This is a genomic window from Streptomyces venezuelae (assembly GCF_008642375.1).
GTDB lineage: Bacteria > Actinomycetota > Actinomycetes > Streptomycetales > Streptomycetaceae > Streptomyces > Streptomyces venezuelae_G.
In genome coordinates this window covers 3,698,598-3,715,109 of record NZ_CP029194.1, presented here as the reverse complement: position 1 = coordinate 3,715,109, position 16,512 = coordinate 3,698,598, and the positions used below count along the sequence as shown (strand labels likewise).

Genomic DNA, 16,512 nt, shown 5'->3' with positions numbered 1-16,512 from the left:
AGGAGGTGATCGCGGATGAGCGATTCCGACGACGGCCGGACCGTCGGCCGCATGCTGCGGGTGGCGGTGCCGGTGCTGCTGCTGGAGGCGTCCCTGACGGTGGCGGCGAGGGCTGCCCTCGCCGAGCCCGGGGAGCCCGCCCGGGACGCGGCCATGCTCCTGGACGTCTTCACGCACCCGCTGCTGCTGCCGACGTGGCTGGGTGCCGTGCTGCTGGCGGCCGTGGTCATCGTGCTGCCCACGGTGTGGATGAGCGAGCACCTGGCCGGCCGCTTCGGCGGCGGCGCGGACCGCTGGGTACCGGCCGTCGCGGCCGCGGGCGCCACGCTGCCGGTCCTGCCCCGGGCCCTCTCGGCGGGCTCGGGCCCGACGGACACGGCCGGGGCGTGGCTGGCGGCCGTGGTGGTCCTGACGGTGGCTGCGCTGGTCACCCGGAGGGCGGGCGGAGCCCGCGGCCGCCGAAGGAACATGATGACCGCCAGGGGGTGATCGCACATGAGCGGTCCTGGGGCGGGGCGGACGCATGCCCGGATGCTGAGGGTCTCGACACTGGCGCTGTGCCTGGAGGCCGGGGTGGCCCTGGCGGTGCTGATGACGGTGGGCCTGTCGATGGAGCCGGAGCCCGGAGACGACACTGCCGGCGGCGCTCTCGTCCTGCTGGCGCTTCCGTTCGTGGCGGTGTTCGGCGTACTGGCGGCGTTCGCGGTCTCCGCCGTGCTGATCCTGCCCGTGGTGCTGCTGGGCGAGGCCCTGGGCCGCAAGTTCGGCCGCGACCCGCTCTGGTGGCAGCTGGCGCTCGCGGGCCTCGCCGGCGCCCTCCTCGCACCCCTCGGGGGCGTGCGGGGGTGGATCGTGGGCTGGGCGGTCCTGGCGGTGGCGGTGCTGCTCACCCGGCCGACGAGGCAGGGCTACTTCGTCTCCCTGCTTCTCTGGGGCACGCTCGCCGTGGTGAGCGTCTTCTTGGTGGGCGGGATCGTCCTGTACGCGCAGGGTTAGGGCGAGCTGAACCGCCCGAACCGCCCCCGGTGGAACAGCAGCGGATCCCCGTCCTCCGTCGCGCCGAGCGACTCGACCCGTCCGACCACGATCAGATGGTCGCCGCCCGTGTGGACGGCGGTGATCGTGCAGTCGATCCAGGCGGGCGAGTGGGCCAGGCGCGGTGAGCCGGTGGCCGGGGCGCGGTCCCACTCCACCCCCGCGAACTTGTCGGCCCCGCTGACCGCGAACGACCGGCAGAGATCGCCCTGCCCGGCCCCGAGGATGTTGACGCAGAAGGAGCCCGCGTCGGCGATCCGGGGCCAGGTCGTCGACGTACGGGCGACCATGAAGGCGACCAGGGGCGGGTCGAGGGAGAGCGAGGCGAAGGACTGGCAGGCGAACCCGGCCGGCCCTTCCGCGTCGAGGGCGGTCACGATCGTGACCCCGCTCGCGAAGTGACCGAGGACGCGGCGGAACTCGGCGGGATCGACGGGCGGTCGCTCGTCCTCCCGTACCGCGCGCAGTACCGGCCGTGGCAGTGCTTCGACGGCCGTCGGCGAACCGGCCGCTCTCAGGTGTCGGACGGCGGTGGCCGCCATCCCGGCGTGTCCCATCACATCACCCATTGAAACTGACGGTTCGTCAGATGGGAAGCCCCGGGACCTCCCGCACGCGAGAGCCCCTCGGGGCGACGGCCGTCCGCCGCCCCGAGGGGCTTCCTTCACTCGCGCCTCGCGAGGATCAGCCGACGACCGCCGAGGTCGCCGGGGTCCACGCGACACCGTTGAGATGACCGGTGCGGTAGGCCGTCACCCGCACGGTGATCTTCATCCCGCGCTGCGCGCTCGTCAGCGTGAACCAGGCCTTCGTCGCACCGCTGATCGCCCGCCCGTTCGCGTACCACTGATACGCGTACGAGCTCGGCGCCGGCGTCCACGTACCCCGGTTCAGGGTCAGCGTCCGGCCGACCTTGACGGTGCCGGTGAGGGACGGGGCCTTGGTGGCCTTGGGGGCGACGCCCTTGACGGCGGAGGCCGCGCCGGCGGAGGTCACGGCCGGGTGACCCGCCTTGCGAGCGGTCACGGAGACGGACAGCTGCTTGCCCTGGAGCGTCGACGGGAGCGTGTACGAGGATGCCGTGGCCCCCGCGATGATCGCGCCGTTGGCACGCCACTGGTACGCGTACGTGTCGGCCGCCGGCGTCCACGAGCCGGCCGTCGCCGTCACCTTGCCGCCGACGACGACCGTGCCGGTGACCTTGGGGGCGGCGGTGACGCGGAGCGGGGCGATGACGGTGATCTGGCCGCGCGCGAACCTCTCGGCGTCGTGAGTGACCACGGTCGCGTAGAGCTTCGTGCGCGGGGCGCTCGTCAGGTCGAGGGCGACCACCATGCTCCGGCGGTCGGTCGCGACGGAGACCGTAGTCGAACGGGCGCGGCAGGAGCCGGAGGTGAGCTCGACGACGTCCTTCTCGTGCAGGGCCGTGCCGGTGACCTTCATGGTGATCTTCCCGGCGCCGACGGTGCCCGGGGTGACGGTGCCGATGGTCCGGGCGTCGGCGCCGCAGGGCGAGTGCATGCAGGAGAACTTCGCCGCTACCGGCACGGGGGACGTGGTGGGCCTGGACGGCATGCCGATCAGGAGGACGGTCGGCCGGGACACCGGGTACCGCTCGTCCTCCGTCGGCGGAACCTCGCACTCGTAGCGCCCGTAGTAGTGCCGCTTCGTACAGCCGTCCTGGCGGTCCGCCAGCGTGTACAGCCTGGGGGTCGGCGTGCCCGGAATGTCGGTACCGGAACTCTGCGGCATGGCGAAGCGGTCGCCCGACATCGTCGGGAGCACGGCACAGATCGCGGTCTTCTGCTCGGACAGGGTGGCGACGAGCGGCCCGAAGCCGTAGCTCACGCAGCATGCGTACTGCTCCGGAGCGAGCGTCGCTCGGCCGACCGCGTCGCCCGGGGTGCCGAACGGAGCGAGCGGCAGGGCGGGGCAGGAGGGGTCGCCGGTGGGGGCGACGGTCTGCGTCGGGTCCGGCGCCGGCTCCGTGCTCTGCGTGGGCGTCGGGTCCGGTGTCGGTTCCGTGCTCGGCGTCGGCGTCGGCGTCGGTGTCGGGTCCGGTGTCGGGTTCGTGGTGGACGACGGCTCGCGTGTGGGCTCGTCCGAAGCCTGGGCGTCCGAGGCCGGCGCAGGCTCCGAGGGTGCGGTCGGCGCGGGCGTCGCCGCCACCGCCGCGCCCGTCGGGACCAGTGGGCTCAGCAGAGCAGTCAGCAGGGCCGGCTCCAGGAGAAAGGATCTTCCGGATCTTCGGGATCTTTTGCGTGAGCGCGCGGAGTTGGGCATTCCGTTCCCCCGGAGCGGCAGTGTGTGGCATATTTGCGCGACACACCACAAGGCTCCGGTACGACAGCCCCCGCTACCGCCCCTCGTACCGCGCCTCCCGCCGTTCCACGAAGCTCGCCACCCCCTCCTGCGCGTCCCGCGTCGTCATGTTCAGCTCCTGGGCCGTCGCCTCCGCCGCGAAGGCCGTCGTGCGGTCCGTGTCCAGGGACGCGTTCACCAGCTGCTTCGTCAGGGCGATGGCCCGCGTCGGGCCCTGCGCCAGGCGCTCGGCCCACTCCCGGGCCGTCTTCTCCAGGGCCTCCGCCGGGACCACCCGGTTCACCAGGCCCATCCGCTCCGCCTCCGCCGCCGGCACCGCGTCGCCGAAGAACATCAGCTCCTTCGCCCGCTGCGGCCCGATCAGGCGGGGGAGGAGGTACGCGCCCCCACCGTCCGGGACGAGCCCCCGCCGGACGAACACCTCGACGAAGCGCGCCGAGTCCGCCGCCAGCACCAGATCGCAGGCGAAGGCGAGGTGTGCCCCGATGCCCGCCGCCGTTCCGTTCACCGCCGCGATCACCGGCTTCTCGCAGTCCAGTACGGCCCCGATGAACCGCTGCGCCCCGAGCCGGATCATCCGGGCCACGTCCCCCGCCACCCGCTCCGCACCGGAGGACGGCGCTCCGCGCAGGTCCGCGCCCGCGCAGAAGCCCCGGCCGGTCGCCGTGACGACCACCGCCCGGATCTCCGGGTCGGCGGAGGCCGACGCCAGCAGGGCGATGATCCGCTCCCGCTGGTCCCAGGTGACCGCGTTCATCGCCTCGGGGCGGTTGAGCGTGATCCAGGAGACGCCGTTCTCCACGGCGTGCAGCACATCCGGCACGGAAGAAGCTCCTTATCGGCAGACCGCGAGCGCGTCCAGGGCCACCGCACCCTGCCCGCGCGGCAGCACCATCAGCGGGTTGATGTCCAGTTCGGCGAGGTCGCCGTCGAGTTCGAGGGCCATCCGCTGCACCCGCAGCACGACCTCGACCAGCGCGTCGACGTCGGCCGGCGGAGCGCCCCGTACGCCCTCCAGGAGCGCCCGCCCGCGCAGCTCCGCGAGCATGGACCGGGCCTCGCGTTCGCCGAACGGCGGGACCCGGACGGCCGTGTCGTTCAGGACCTCGACCAGGACCCCGCCGAAGCCGACGGTCACGGTCGGGCCGAAGAGTTCGTCCCGCGTCACGCCCACCACCATCTCGACCCCGCGCCCGACCATCTGACAGACGAGGATGCCGTCGAGGTCGATCGACTCGTACCGCGCGATGTCCGTGAGCTCGCGGTACGCGTCCCGCACCTGGCTCGCCGAGGTCAGCCCGACCTTCACGAGCCCCAGCTCCGTCTTGTGCGCGAGCTGCGCGCCCGAGGCCTTCATCACCACCGGGTAGCCGACGAGCCCCGCCGCCCGGACCGCCGCCGCCGCGCTCGTCACGAGCTGCTCGCGCGGCACCCGTATCCCGTACGCCCGCAGCAGCTGCTTCGCCGCGTGCTCGCTGAGCCGCCGGCCCGGCCGCATGAGGGCCTGCGCCTTGCGGAAGGAGGGGGAGGGGGTGCGGGGGGCCTCGTCGAAGGGGGAGCGGTAGCCGACGGTGAAGCGGTGGTGGTCGAGATAGGCCTTCACGGCCCCGATGCAGTTGCCGAACGTCCGGAAGGTGGCGACGCGCGAGGAGCCGAGGAGGGTCGTGCGGTACGCCTCCTCCGTCCCGACCGGCGAGCCCCACACCACGCACACCAGCTTGTCCGTGGCCTCGGCGGCGTCGACCAGGTCCTGCGCGAGCTTGTCGCTCATGGGCGGGAAGGGGCCGGTGATCGGACAGATGAGGACGCCGACGGAGGGGTCGGCGAGGATCGCGTCGATGATCTTCCGGCCGCGCCAGTCGCCCACCGGGTGCCCGCCGTTGTCGACGGGGTTCGAGACGCTCAGGTACTCCGGGATCCACTGGTGCAGTTCGTCCTGCTTGGCCTGCGGGAGCGTGGGGAGTTCGAGACCCGCCGCCGTCGCCAGGTCGGCGAAGTGGGCGCCCGTACCGCCGGAGATCGAGTAGACGACGACGCCGTCGGCCTGCGGCCTGCGGGCGCGGGCGAGCAGGGTCGCGGTGTCCTGGAGCTGGTCGAGCCCGTCGACCCGGATCACCCCGTACTGGCGCATGGCCGCGTCGACGACCTGGTCGGCGCCGGTGAGCTTGCCGGTGTGGGAGGCGGCGGTGCGGGCCCCGGTCTCGGTGCGGCCGACCTTCACGGCGACGACGGGGACGCCCTGGCGCGCGGCCCGGTCGGCGGCGAGGAGGAAGGAGCGGCCGTCCTTGAGACCTTCGACGTAGCAGGCGATGGCGCCGACCTCGGGCAGTCCGGCGAAGTACGAGATGAAGTCGGAGGTCTCCAGGTCGGCTTCGTTTCCGGTGGGCGCCCAGTGGGAGAGCCGGACGCCGAGCTCCTGGAGGGTGAAGACGGGCCGCCCCTGGTGGCCGGACTGGGTGATGAGGGCGACGGCCGGGCCTTCGAGGTCCTCGCGGAAGCGCTCGAAGGCGTTGAGGTTGGTGTTGGGACCGAGGAGCCGGAGCCCCGAGCGGCGTACGGCGGCGGCGAGACGTTCCTGCGCGGCGGCGCCCGCCTCGCCGGTCTCGGCGAAGCCGGAGGCGAAGGCGACCGCGAACCGCACCTTCGTGTCGGCGAGTTCCTCGATGACGGGGAGCGGGTCGGCGACGAGGAGGACGGCGAGGTCGACGGGTTCGGCGAGCGCGCCGACGGAGGATACGCAGTCGATCCCGAAGACGCTCGTACGGGTCGGGTGCACGGGCACGAGCCGGGCGCCGACCCGCTCGGCCCAGGCGAGCAGCTGCCGGGTGATGCCGGTGTTGGGGCGGCCCTCGGTGTCGGAGGCGCCGACGACGGCGACGGACCCGGGCCGGAAGAACCGGTCGAGGTCGGGTACGGGGGCGTGCAGCGGGCGTCCACTGACGTCCTGGTCGCCGGGGGCGGCGGTGAAGCCGTGCACGACGCCGGTGGGCTCCTCCCCGCAGGCGACCACGCGGGCGCGGAGATCGGTGGTGAAGGTGCCGTGAGTCGATCCAAGCATCGTTCCGCTCCACCTTCCGCCCATGACCATTGACCTGACGCACAGTCAGATTAGCGAACTGACGCTCAGTCAGGAATGGTTGTGCGGGGGTGGATGTTCGGGAATGTGCGGGGGTGGAAGTTCGGGACGTCCCCGAGCTTCCGGGTCCCACCCCCTAGGCCTTCTTCGGCTGCGACGCGTGCGCGACGACGAGGAGCAGTACGCCACAGACGGCGACCAGGATCCAGCCCGGACGCGACGCCTCCGCGAGCCCCGCCGGGGCGGCGGTCGCGACCAGGCCCCCGGCGAGCGCGATGCCCAGGGCGGCGCCGAGCTGCCGCGCCGTGGAGGTGATCGCCCCGGCCACACCGGCGCGGGCGGGCGGCAGGCCGTTGACCGCCGTGTTGGTGATCGGGGCGTTGGCGAAGCCGAACCCGATGCCGATGAGCGAGAGCGCGGCGAGCAGCAGGAGCACGCTCGTGTGCGGGGTGAGCCCGACCAGGCAGAGCCCGCCGGCCGTCAGGAAACCGCCGGCGAGGGACAGCGGCAGCCGCGGTCCCGTACGGCCGACCATGCGGCCGGACCAGGGGGCGCAGACGGTCGCGCCGACGGCCAGCGGCAAGGTCGCCGCACCGGCGGCCAGCGGCGACCAGCCCCGGGTGTGCTGGAGGTACAGGGTGTTCAGCAGCAGCGTCACGTTCAGGGCGACGAAGACGGCCACCGCGCCGACGACGGCACCGCTGAAGACGGGGCGCCCGAAGAGCCGCAGGTCCATCAGGGGTTCGGGCCGCCGGGACTCGGCCCACACGAATGCGGCCGTCGCCGCGGCCCCCGCGTATCCCGCGAGCGCCGCGGGCGACGTCCAGCCGATGCGCGGTCCCTCGATGAGGATGCCGACCACGACCGCGAGGACGACGGTCAGCAGGAGCTGGCCGGGCAGGTCGAGCCGCCGGGCGCGCGGGGCCCGGGACTCCGGCACGAAGACCGCGCTGAGCACCAGAGCGGCCACGATCACGGGCGCGTTGATCCAGAACAGCGCCCGCCAGTCGAGCCCCGCGAGCAGTGCGCCGCCCGTGAGGGGGCCGGCGGCCATGCTCAGTCCGAACACCGATGCCCAGACGCCGATCGCCTGCGCCCGCTCCTTCGGGTCCGGCATCGCGTTCACCACGATCGCGAGCGCCACAGGGCTGAGCATCGAGGCGCCGACGCCCTGCAGGGCGCGACCCGTGACGAGGGTGCCCGCCGTCGGGGCGAGCGCGCAGAGCAGCGAGGCCACACCGAACACGGCCAGCCCGCACTGGAAGACCCGGCGGCGCCCGAAGCGGTCCGCCAGCGCGCCGGAGGAGATCAGGAGACCGGCCAGCACGAGGGTGTAGGCGTCCACGATCCATTCGAGACCGCGCGTGCCGACGTCCAGGCCGCGCCCGATGGCCGGCAGGCCCACATTGACGATGGTGGTGTCCAGGCCCACCAGGAACATGCTGAGGCAGCAGACGGCCAGCACCGTCCAGCGTCTGCGCTTGCTCAGCACGGGTTGAGCGGGTTGAGCGGGCCGAACAGGCTGGGTGGATCGAACAGGCTGATCGGATCGAACAGGCTGATCGGGCTGATCGGCGTGTGTCGGCGGCGTCGCGGTCATGGTCCACCCCTGATGTCCGGGAACTGTGCCCGACAAGGCTCGGCCCGCGCGACGGCAGATGGCCACAGAACTTGCCGATACCGCAAGGGGGGGAAAGCCGCAGCGGCTTCTACCGCCCCCGGGCGGCCTTTCGCGCGGCCCCGCGCGCGATCCTCCGCGCGATCTTCTCCGCGTCGATCGCCAGCTCGCGCAGCATCCCGCTGATCGGGTTCGTGAAGCCGGTGAAGTACAGGCCCGGCGCCTCGCGCGGGCAGCGCGCCCCGTGCACCGCCGGGCGTCCGTTCCCGTCGAGCACCCCGTCCAGGTGTCCGAGGAGGGGCTCCAGGGCGCGCCGGTAGCCGGTCGCCGCGATCACCGCGTCCGGGGCGATCCGGGTGCCGTCCGCGAGGAGCACCTCGCCGTGCTCGAAGCCCTCGACGGCGGCGACGACCTCGACCTTCCCGGCCCGTACGGCCTCGATGAGACCCACGTCCTGCACCGGGACCGCGCCCTCCCGCTGGCGGGTGGCGAGGCCCTTCTCGGGGCGGGGCAGCCCGTGCGCCGACAGGTCCGGCAGGAAGCAGCGGCCGATCACCTCGCCCATCCGGTCGACCACGGACACCGGCAGGCGCCGCACCAGGATGCCGCTGCGCTGGGCGGGCCAGCCGAGGGTCGTGCGCCGCACGATGTGCGGGACGGTCCGCACCGCGAGCCGTACGCGCCCGGCACCGCCCTCGGCGAGGTCGGCGGCGATCTCGGCCCCGGTGTTCCCGACGCCCACGACGAGGACGTCCTTCCCGGCGTACGGCTTCGGGTTGCGGTACTCGCGGGCGTGGCTCAGCTCGCCCTCGTACGCGTCGAGGCCGGGCCACTCCGGCAGGCGCGGGGTGTGGTTGTAGCCGGTGGCCACGACCACGGCGCTCCCGGTGAGCCGGCGCCCGCCGGTCGCGTGCAGGACCCACTCGGCGCCCGCCCGGTCGACACGGAAGACCTCGACGCCCGTCACGATCTCCAGCTCGTGCTTCTCCGCGTACTTCTCCAGGTACCGCACGACGTCGGCGCGGGCGACCCAGCGTCCGAAGGAGCGGGGTATCCGCAGGCCGGGGAGGCCGGAGAGGCGCCGGGTGGTGTGGAGCCGCAGCCGGTCGTAGTGGGTGCGCCAGGAGGCGCCGACGGCGTCGGACTTCTCCAGGACGACGGCCCGTACTCCGCGCTCGCGCAGGGAGGCGGCGACGGCGAGCCCGCCGGGGCCGCCGCCGATGACGTACACGGGGTGAGCGGGAGACTGCTGGGGGGTGGTGGCCATGAATGCTGAGCGTAATGACGTGTACACGTAGTGGGTCTCGACCAAGAGGGATTTCGGTTGCGAATCGGTCACGCCCGCCGGCCTCTTGCGCGACCGGCCCGCCCTGCGCTGAACTGACGTACCGTCAGATCCGATGACTCAGCTCGTGGGGGCGCGCATGCAGACCGTCTGGCTCACCGGCGCCGAATGGCTCGCCGTCCTCCGCATCGGCCTCGGCCTGTGGTGGCTGGAGAGCTGGCGGCACAAGGACAGAAAGGGCTGGTTCGAGCGCGGCACCGGCATCGCCTGGGCCGCCGACGTCGCCGCCAAGCACAGGTGGCCGCAGGTGAAGAAGGGCTTCGACGCCGTCGTCGCCCCCCGGCCCAAGGTCATGGCCTACGTCGTCGTCTACGCCGAACTGGCCCTCGGCCTCGGCCTGGTCGTCGGCTTCCTCACCCCGGTCGCCCTCGTCGGCGGCCTCCTCCTCAACCTCCTCTACCTCGTCCTGATGATCCACGACTGGGCCGAGCAGGGGCAGAACGCGATGATGGCGCTGATCTCCCTGGTCGCGCTCCTCGCGATGTCCTGGCAGACCTGGTCCCTCGACCATGCGATCGGACTCTTCTGATGACGGCAGCCGACCCCGACATCGACGCCTTCACCCGCCCGTACTGGGACGCCGCAGCCGAGGGCCGCCTCCTGCTGCGCCACTGCGCGGCCTGCGACCGGACCCACCACTACCCGCGCGAGTTCTGCCCCCACTGCTGGAGCGAGGACGTCGGCTGGGAGCGGGCGAGCGGCCGCGCCACGCTCTACACCTGGTCGGTCGTCCACCGGAACGACCTCCCGCCCTTCGGCGAGCGCGTCCCGTACGTCGCCGCCGTCGTCGACCTCGCGGAGGGCCCGCGGATGATGACGGAGGTCGTGGACGTCCCGGAGGCGGACCTCCGGATCGGCATGGAGCTGCGGGTCGCCTTCCGGGCGGAGGGGGAGGTGGCGGTGCCGGTCTTCACGACCGGCTCCTGACGCGCGGTTCGGACGAGAGGTCTGGATGGGCGGTTCGGACGTGCGGTTCGGAGACGGCGGTCAGACCGGGGAGACGTTCCGCCAGAGGTGGCTCCGGTCGTTCGGGTTGCAGGTGTACATCATCAGGAACGGCGGGCCGGGGATCATGCACTCGCCGCTGTTCACGTTCTTGATGGTGTGACCGCTGGACGTCTTGGTGCCGATGGTCCACGACTGGAGGCTGGAGCCGTTGCAGGCAGTGGCGGTGAAACCGGGTGTCCCGCCAGGCTGGAGGCACTTGCCGGACTTCTTGTTGACCAGCCGGAAGGTGCCGTTCCCCATGGACGAGTAGGTCCAGGAGTAGGAGATGGTGCCGCTGCTGGGCGGGGTGCCGCACGGGGCGGTGTTGACCATGGTGCCGCCCCACCCGGGGTTGCTCTCGGACAGGCACTCTCCGCTGGAGACGTTCTCGACGGAGTACGTCCCCGAGGGCGACGAGCCGCCGCCGGTGGACGGCGGGGGAGCGGGCCGGGTGGTCGTCCGTGAGGGCTGCGGCGCGGGCGGCTGTGTGGTCTTCGTCCCGCCGCCACCTCCGCCGCCGGGGCTGGTCGTGGTGGATCCTCCGCCGTCCGGGCCGGTCGTCGAACCGCTTCCTGACCCGTTCCCGTCGCCGGGCGTGGTCCCGCCACCGCCACCGCCGCCCGCACCGGCCGTGCCGGGCGGCGGGGCCGCCGTGGACCCGCCCGGAGGCGCGGAGGACGGACCCGAGGAGGCGGAGGCGGACGGGGACGTGGAGGTGCCCGGCTTCGCGGAGGCGGAGGACGAGGAGGGTACGGGCGCGGGATGGCCGGGCGCCGGCTGCGAGGCGACGGCGGAGGGCGAGCCCGAGGAGCCGGGGGCCGCGCCGAGGCGGCCGATCTCGTACGGGCCGAGGGCGACGGTCAGGGTGGTGCCGGTCGCCACGACGACGGGCACGGCCAGCATGACGAATCGATTCCGCCGGACCCGCTCGGAGCCCGGGGCCGCCGCCCCGGTGATCGCGACGGGATCGGGGGCGGCGGTGGCCGGCTCCTTCCCGCCCTGCGGCGTGAGCGAGGCGGTCGCCACGTCCTGGGCCGGCTCGACGCGCTCCAGCTCCGCCAGGTGCTCGGCGGTGGGCGCCCCGGCGGCGAAGGCCGCGCGCTCGCCTATCCGTTCGGCGACGGCGGCGGGCCACGCGGTCCCGGCGGCCTTCTCGCCGGCCCGCTCGACGAGCTCGGCGGCGGTCGGCCGGTCCGCGGGGTCCTTGGCGAAGCAGGTCCGGACGAGCGCGGCGAGCTCGGGGTCGGTCTCGGTGAGCTTCCCGAAGTCGGGCTCGCCGTGGACGACGCGGTAGAGGAGGCCGGGGCCGGAGCCGTCACCGAACGGGGGCCGCCCGTTCGCCGCGTACAGGACCAGGCTCCCGAGCGCGAACACATCGGCGGCGCCGGTGAGTTGCCGGTCGGCGACGGCCTGCTCGGGGGCCATGTAGGCGGGGGTGCCGATGACCATGCCGGTCCTGGTGAGCCGGCTCTGGTCGGCGGCGCGGGCCACGCCGAAGTCGATGAGGGAGAGGCCGCCGTCGGTCAGCATGACGTTGGACGGCTTGAGGTCGCGGTGCACCATGTCGGCGCCGTGCACGACCTTCAGCCCGGCCGCCGCATCCCGCAGGAGCCGCCACAGGGACTCCGGGGGCAGCGGGCCGCCGTGCAGCCGTACGGCCTCGTTGAGGGTGATGCCCGGGATGAACTCGGTGGCGAACCACGGCGGTTTGGCCGTGCGGTCGCTCGCGAGGAGCTTCGTGTTGGCCCCGCCGGGCAGTCGGGCCAGGTTGTCGAGCTCGTGCCCGAAGTGGCTCAGGAAGTCGGCGTCCTCGGCGAGTATCGGAAGGACCCGCTTCACCGCCGCGAACTTCCCTGGTACGGCGCCGAGATAGACCCGCCCCATACCTCCGGAGCCCAGCACGCCGAGGAGCCTGAAGGCCCCGATCCGGCGGGGGTCTCCCGCCTCGAGTGGCATGGCTCCGCTGCCGTTCAGACTGCCCAAACCAGAGTGGTCTTCCAGTTCCCCCTGCATGGGCCACACATTAGCTGAGGGTGATTCACATCTGTACGGAGTCCAAGTGCCGCTTTCGGTGGGGTGGTTGAGCGGCGACTGGGCGACGGGTGGCGTACCCGCAGCGCGTTCATCGACATGTCATTGCAATGAGCGAGGGAAGCTTGTTGCGTTAGCTCACATGATGGTTGCAATGAAATTCCTGCCTTGACCTGCATGAATGGGGATTTGGGGCTGGGGGATTGTTGCGGGAACTATGAACGCAACGTAGCGTTTCTCTTGTCAGAAACGGCGCGGGCAAGAGTCCGAGAGCCGCGAAAGCAAGAACCCAAGGAGTACGTCATGCAGTTCCCCACCACCGCCCCGATCACCGTCGTCCTGAACGTCCCCGCGGGTCTGGTCCGGTTCATCGCCGCCGACCGGGCCGACGCCACGGTCGAGGTCCTCCCGGCGAACGCCTCGAACGTCCGCGACGTGAAGGCCGCCGGGCAGGTCGCCGTCGCCCACGCCGACGGTGTCCTGCGGATCGAGGCCGCCGAGGCCGGGAACCGGATCCTCGGCAACTCCGGCTCGGTCGAGGTCACGGTCCAGCTCCCCGCCGGCTCCCGCGTCGAGGCGAAGACGGCCGCCGCCGAACTCCACGGAGTCGGACGCCTCGGAGACGTCACCTTCGAGAGCGCGCAGGGCACGGTCAAGCTCGACGAGACCGCCGCCGCCCGCCTCACCCTCCAGGCCGGTGACATCACCGTCGGCCGCCTGGGCGGCGCCGCCGAACTCAGCACCCAGCAGGGCGACATCCGTATCACCGAGGCCCACGGCGGCACGGTCGTCCTGCGCACCGAGTCCGGTGACCTGGAGATCGGCGCCGCGCACGGTGTCTCCGCCACCCTCGACGCCGGCACCTCCTACGGCCGCATCAGCAACACCCTCCGCAACAGCGAGGGCGCCAAGGCCGGCCTGAACATCCAGGCCACCACCGCGTACGGCGACATCACCGCCCGCAGCCTCTGAACCCCTTCTCCCCTCTCCCCTCCTCCCTCCCCCTCCATCGACACCCCGAAAGCAGGCACAACGTGACCGTCACCGCCCCCACCGCCGCCCCCTCCACCTCGAACACCGCCGACACCACCGAAAGCAGGCACCCCATGGCCCCCGCCCCCTGGACCGGCACGATCTCCGTCGAGGACACCGCCCTCGCCGTGACCGACACCGGCGGCTCCGGCCGCCCGGTCGTCTACCTCAACGGCTCCTACGCCGACCAGAAGCACTGGCGGCGCGTGATCGACGAACTCGGCGGCGACTACCGGCACATCACCTACGACGAGCGCGCCCGCGGCAAGTCGGCGCTCTCCGCCGACTACTCCTTCGAGGCGTGCCTGCGCGACCTCGACGCCGTCCTCACCGCCCGCGGCGTCGAGCGCCCGATCCTGGTCGGCTGGTCGTACGGCGCGATGCTCGCCGTGCACTGGGCCGCACGGAACCCCGACCGCGTCCTCGGTGTCGTGTCCGTGGACGGCGCCCTGCCGCACTCGTGGCTCGACGAAGCCACCAAGGTGCAGGTCCGCAAGCTGTTCCGCCGCCTGAGCCCGCTGTTCCCGGTGGCCCGCCGGCTCGGCATGGCGGCGCGCATGAGCGCCGAGCAGCACGCCGAGATCAACATCGAGGTCAACGAGCTCTGCGCACCCGCCGCCCTCGACCCGGTCTTCGACCGCCTCACCGTCCCGACCAAGTACGTCCTCGCCACCGGCGGCAACCTCGGCGGCGACCCGAAGCTGATGGAGAAGATCCGAGGCAACCTCACCCCGGTGAGCGCCCGCAACCCCCACGTCCAGCTCAGCGCCAAGGTCCCCAGCAACCACTCCAAGATCCTGCGCAAGGACTTCCGCGCGGTGGCCGACGCAGCCCGCGAGATCGCCACCACCGCCCGCGAGACGGGCCGGTGAGCGAGCGGCAGGACCCCACCTCTAGGGCACGCGCTCACCGAGCCGCCTCATGGCCCGTTCGAGCTCCCCGCGCGCCCCGACCGGGACGAGGGCGGGCCTTCCCGGCAGGCGTACGCCTCCCGTGAGCGCCACCCTCGTCCGGCCGTCGTCCGTCGCGTCGGCAGCCATCCCGACGACCAGGAACCGGCTCTGCAGCCAGCCCCAGCCGGGGCGCAGAACGCCGTGGAAGTGAGCGCGCAGCCCGTACCGGCTGCGGGCCAGGGCCTCGACGCGGTCGCCGTCGACACGGAGGACCCGCACGGACCGCATGTCCGGCTGGAAGTCCCCGAAGCCCCCTTCGAGATCCCCCATCACGCCCCACACCTCGTCGAACGACGAAGGCAGCACCCCCTCGACGACGTACGCCCCCCGGATCGCGGCCCCCATGACGCGCAGCCGCCCCACATTGCTCGGTGTCATCCGCTCCACGCCTTTCGGAAACTCTGCCGGGCCCGGTGCAGCCGCGACTTCGCGGTGCCGGCCGGAACGCCGAGCACGGCCGCCGCGGACTCCTCGTCCAGCCCTTCGACATCGCGCAGGACGAGCACCGCGCGATGCTGCGGAGACAGCCGCGAGAGCACGTCGTCGATGTCGGCGGCCAGCTGCGGATCACCCCGCTCCGGTACGTCGGCCAGCTCGGCCGGCCGCGCCCGCGCCGCCCGCTTGGCCACCCGTACCGCCTCGCGTACGGAGATCCCCCGGACCCACCCGTACAGCGCCTCCGGGTCCCGCAGCGACCTCAGCGACGTGAACACGGCGACCAGCGCCTCCTGCGTGGCGTCCGGGCCGTCGTCCAGCGCGATGGGACGGCAGATCCGGGCGATGTACGGGGTGAGATGGTCGAGCAGGTCGTGCAGGGCCAGCGTGTCACCGCGCCGGGCGGCCCGGGCGAGCGCGACGCCCCGGTCAATGCCCAGGTCGACGCTCCGGCCGGCACCCCGGCCGGCGTGATCAGCGGGCGGCACGCAGCGCCGCCCATCCGCACACCAGGCACAGGGGCGTGTAGAGGAAGGCGTTCAGCCACGGGAACACCGCACCGGACCCGTCGCGGCCGGCCACGATCCACACCAGCCCGGCCGCCGCGCGCAGCAGCATCCCGGCGGCGACGGCCGCCGTGACCAGCCGCGCCGTCCTGCCGCCCCGACGACGCGCCCGGGCGGACACGGCCAGGGCGGCGACGCCCTCCAGTGCGGCGAGCGGCAGCACGACGGGCGGTCCGAAGGAGACGACACCGCCGAGGACGGCGAGCGAGAGCCCCCGCTCGTCGTGGGCCGGCCACGTCAGGCCGGTGGCCCAGTAGACGTGCACCAGGGCGAGGACGGCGAGCAGCGCCGAGACGGCATGCGCGCCGGTGGCCGTACGAGGCCGCTGGATGTCGATGACCGCCACGGGTCCCCCTCCGAGTCGAGGCCGGCGTCGGGCGCCGACACCCGAAGGAGGAGCCGAAGCGCCGGAACGTTCCCTGTGACCCGCCTCACAGGTCCGCCCGTGCGGACGCTTACGCGCTACACCAGCGTCGCCAGGATGTGCGGAGCCGCGTCGGCCAGCGTCGGGAAGTGACGGTGGGCGCCGTCCACGGGAGCGGGGCCGTTGACCGACCAGACCGTCATCCCGGCGGCGAGCCCGGAGCGGACCCCGGACGGCGCGTCCTCGATGACCAGGCAGTCCGTCGGGTCCGCGCCCAGCTTCTCGGCCGCGAGAAGGTACGGGACGGGGGACGGCTTCCCCTCGGCCACCGAGGCCGCGTCCACGATCAGCCCCGGCAGCGGCAGCCCGGTCCGCTCGAACCGGCCCCGCACCCGGTGCTCGTAGTTCGACGTGACGAGCGCCCACCGGTCCGCGGGAAGCCCGCCGAGCAGCTCGGCGGCCCCGTCGAAGGCCGCGTACGTGCCCGTACGGACGTCCTCGTCCTCCAGCGCGTGCAGCAGGGCGAGGCACTCGTCCGGATCGTGCCCCGGGGCGACGGCCGCGAAGGTCTCGACGGGCCGCGTCCGCAGGGCCACGGCGTGGACCTCGTCCCCGTCGAGCCCGTACCGAGCGGCCCACTCGTGCCACATGCGGCGCTGGTCGGCGACGGCGTCCATGAGGGTGCCGTCGACGTCGAAGAGTACGAAGCTGCCGGTGGAGGTCACGCCCGGATGCTACGAGGAGCCGT

The 16,512-nt window shown here is 73.0% G+C and carries 17 protein-coding genes; 6 read left to right on the top strand and 11 right to left on the bottom strand.

The genetic code is table 11. The features are described 5' to 3' along the window. The first annotated feature begins 15 nt into the window (after positions 1-15). Positions 16-489, top strand: a complete 474-nt coding sequence (locus tag DEJ46_RS16740) for a hypothetical protein (protein WP_150267320.1) — start codon at positions 16-18, stop codon at positions 487-489. 6 nt (positions 490-495) lie between these two features. After that, positions 496-996: a hypothetical protein gene (locus tag DEJ46_RS16735; protein ID WP_150267318.1), complete on the top strand. Its 501-nt coding sequence runs from the start codon at positions 496-498 to the stop codon at positions 994-996. Here DEJ46_RS16735 and DEJ46_RS16730 read toward each other — a convergent pair. From DEJ46_RS16730 to DEJ46_RS16695, 6 genes are all read right to left on the bottom strand, one after another. After that, the gene (locus DEJ46_RS16730) at positions 993-1,577 is read right to left on the bottom strand and encodes a flavin reductase family protein (protein WP_150274494.1); all 585 of its coding nucleotides are present in this window, start codon (positions 1,575-1,577) and stop codon (positions 993-995) included. The two genes, DEJ46_RS16735 and DEJ46_RS16730, sit on opposite strands and share 4 nt — an antisense overlap. Before the next feature lie 142 nt (positions 1,578-1,719). Then, the gene (locus tag DEJ46_RS39150; RefSeq protein WP_190622688.1) at positions 1,720-3,204 is read right to left on the bottom strand and encodes a hypothetical protein; all 1,485 of its coding nucleotides are present in this window, start codon (positions 3,202-3,204) and stop codon (positions 1,720-1,722) included. Between the two features lie 187 nt (positions 3,205-3,391). Beyond that, the gene (locus DEJ46_RS16710; protein WP_150267312.1) at positions 3,392-4,180 is read right to left on the bottom strand and encodes an enoyl-CoA hydratase/isomerase family protein; all 789 of its coding nucleotides are present in this window, start codon (positions 4,178-4,180) and stop codon (positions 3,392-3,394) included. Between the two features lie 12 nt (positions 4,181-4,192). Then, positions 4,193-6,415, bottom strand: a complete 2,223-nt coding sequence (locus DEJ46_RS16705; protein WP_150267310.1) for an acetate--CoA ligase family protein — start codon at positions 6,413-6,415, stop codon at positions 4,193-4,195. 154 nt (positions 6,416-6,569) lie between these two features. Beyond that, complete coding sequence (locus DEJ46_RS16700) at positions 6,570-7,925, bottom strand: MFS transporter (RefSeq protein ID WP_223834699.1); 1,356 nt, start codon at positions 7,923-7,925, stop codon at positions 6,570-6,572. Positions 7,926-8,142: 217 nt separating this feature from the next. Further along, a complete protein-coding gene (locus DEJ46_RS16695; protein ID WP_150267306.1) occupies positions 8,143-9,318 on the bottom strand; it encodes a flavin-containing monooxygenase in 1,176 nt (391 codons plus the stop codon). A gap of 157 nt (positions 9,319-9,475) precedes the next feature. On the opposite strand from DEJ46_RS16695, the gene DEJ46_RS16690 reads away from it, so the two are divergent. After that, complete coding sequence (locus DEJ46_RS16690) at positions 9,476-9,925, top strand: DoxX family membrane protein (protein ID WP_150274492.1); 450 nt, start codon at positions 9,476-9,478, stop codon at positions 9,923-9,925. Further along, a complete protein-coding gene (locus DEJ46_RS16685) occupies positions 9,925-10,323 on the top strand; it encodes a Zn-ribbon domain-containing OB-fold protein (protein ID WP_150267305.1) in 399 nt (132 codons plus the stop codon). The genes DEJ46_RS16690 and DEJ46_RS16685 overlap by 1 nt, the downstream gene beginning before the upstream one ends. A 60-nt stretch (positions 10,324-10,383) precedes the next feature. Here DEJ46_RS16685 and DEJ46_RS40510 read toward each other — a convergent pair whose 3' ends face one another. Beyond that, the gene (locus DEJ46_RS40510) at positions 10,384-12,339 is read right to left on the bottom strand and encodes a serine/threonine-protein kinase (RefSeq protein ID WP_150267303.1); all 1,956 of its coding nucleotides are present in this window, start codon (positions 12,337-12,339) and stop codon (positions 10,384-10,386) included. Positions 12,340-12,717: 378 nt separating this feature from the next. On the opposite strand from DEJ46_RS40510, the gene DEJ46_RS16675 reads away from it, so the two are divergent. Both DEJ46_RS16675 and DEJ46_RS16665 read left to right on the top strand, forming a co-directional pair. Further along, complete coding sequence (locus DEJ46_RS16675; RefSeq protein ID WP_150267301.1) at positions 12,718-13,386, top strand: DUF4097 family beta strand repeat-containing protein; 669 nt, start codon at positions 12,718-12,720, stop codon at positions 13,384-13,386. A gap of 62 nt (positions 13,387-13,448) precedes the next feature. Continuing rightward, positions 13,449-14,318 carry an alpha/beta fold hydrolase gene (locus DEJ46_RS16665; RefSeq protein ID WP_223834690.1) on the top strand — a complete coding sequence of 290 codons (870 nt, stop codon included), beginning with the start codon at positions 13,449-13,451 and terminating at the stop codon, positions 14,316-14,318. A 21-nt stretch (positions 14,319-14,339) separates the two neighbouring features. On the opposite strand, the gene DEJ46_RS16660 is transcribed toward DEJ46_RS16665, so the two are convergent. The 4 genes from DEJ46_RS16660 to DEJ46_RS16645 all read right to left on the bottom strand — a co-directional run bounded on the left by DEJ46_RS16660 (position 14,340) and on the right by DEJ46_RS16645 (position 16,489). Beyond that, on the bottom strand, positions 14,340-14,777 hold the full coding sequence (locus DEJ46_RS16660) for a hypothetical protein (protein WP_150267299.1): 438 nt from the start codon (positions 14,775-14,777) through the stop codon (positions 14,340-14,342). Continuing rightward, positions 14,774-15,274, bottom strand: coding sequence for an RNA polymerase sigma factor (locus DEJ46_RS16655; RefSeq protein ID WP_150274488.1), 501 nt, complete (start codon positions 15,272-15,274; stop codon positions 14,774-14,776). The genes DEJ46_RS16660 and DEJ46_RS16655 overlap by 4 nt, the downstream gene beginning before the upstream one ends. A gap of 34 nt (positions 15,275-15,308) precedes the next feature. After that, positions 15,309-15,746 (bottom strand): DUF3995 domain-containing protein, encoded by a 438-nt coding sequence (locus DEJ46_RS16650; protein WP_223834688.1) that lies wholly within the window; start codon positions 15,744-15,746, stop codon positions 15,309-15,311. A 116-nt stretch (positions 15,747-15,862) separates the two neighbouring features. Then, a complete protein-coding gene (locus DEJ46_RS16645; RefSeq protein ID WP_223834686.1) occupies positions 15,863-16,489 on the bottom strand; it encodes an HAD family hydrolase in 627 nt (208 codons plus the stop codon). Between the last annotated feature and the right edge of the window lie 23 nt (positions 16,490-16,512).

Excerpts from the sequence above, each read along its gene's own strand:
- DEJ46_RS16735 (WP_150267318.1), top strand. The coding sequence starts at position 496 with ATGAGCGGTCCTGGGGCGGGGCGGACGCATGCCCGGATGCTGAGGGTC.
- DEJ46_RS16690 (WP_150274492.1), top strand. The coding sequence starts at position 9,476 with ATGCAGACCGTCTGGCTCACCGGCGCCGAATGGCTCGCCGTCCTCCGC.
- DEJ46_RS16740 (WP_150267320.1), top strand. The coding sequence starts at position 16 with ATGAGCGATTCCGACGACGGCCGGACCGTCGGCCGCATGCTGCGGGTG.
- DEJ46_RS16695 (WP_150267306.1), bottom strand. The coding sequence starts at position 9,318 with ATGGCCACCACCCCCCAGCAGTCTCCCGCTCACCCCGTGTACGTCATC.
- DEJ46_RS40510 (WP_150267303.1), bottom strand. The coding sequence starts at position 12,339 with ATGCCACTCGAGGCGGGAGACCCCCGCCGGATCGGGGCCTTCAGGCTC.
- DEJ46_RS16730 (WP_150274494.1), bottom strand. The coding sequence starts at position 1,577 with ATGGCGGCCACCGCCGTCCGACACCTGAGAGCGGCCGGTTCGCCGACG.
- DEJ46_RS16675 (WP_150267301.1), top strand. The coding sequence starts at position 12,718 with ATGCAGTTCCCCACCACCGCCCCGATCACCGTCGTCCTGAACGTCCCC.
- DEJ46_RS16685 (WP_150267305.1), top strand. The coding sequence starts at position 9,925 with ATGACGGCAGCCGACCCCGACATCGACGCCTTCACCCGCCCGTACTGG.
- DEJ46_RS16705 (WP_150267310.1), bottom strand. The coding sequence starts at position 6,415 with ATGCTTGGATCGACTCACGGCACCTTCACCACCGATCTCCGCGCCCGC.
- DEJ46_RS16660 (WP_150267299.1), bottom strand. The coding sequence starts at position 14,777 with ATGACACCGAGCAATGTGGGGCGGCTGCGCGTCATGGGGGCCGCGATC.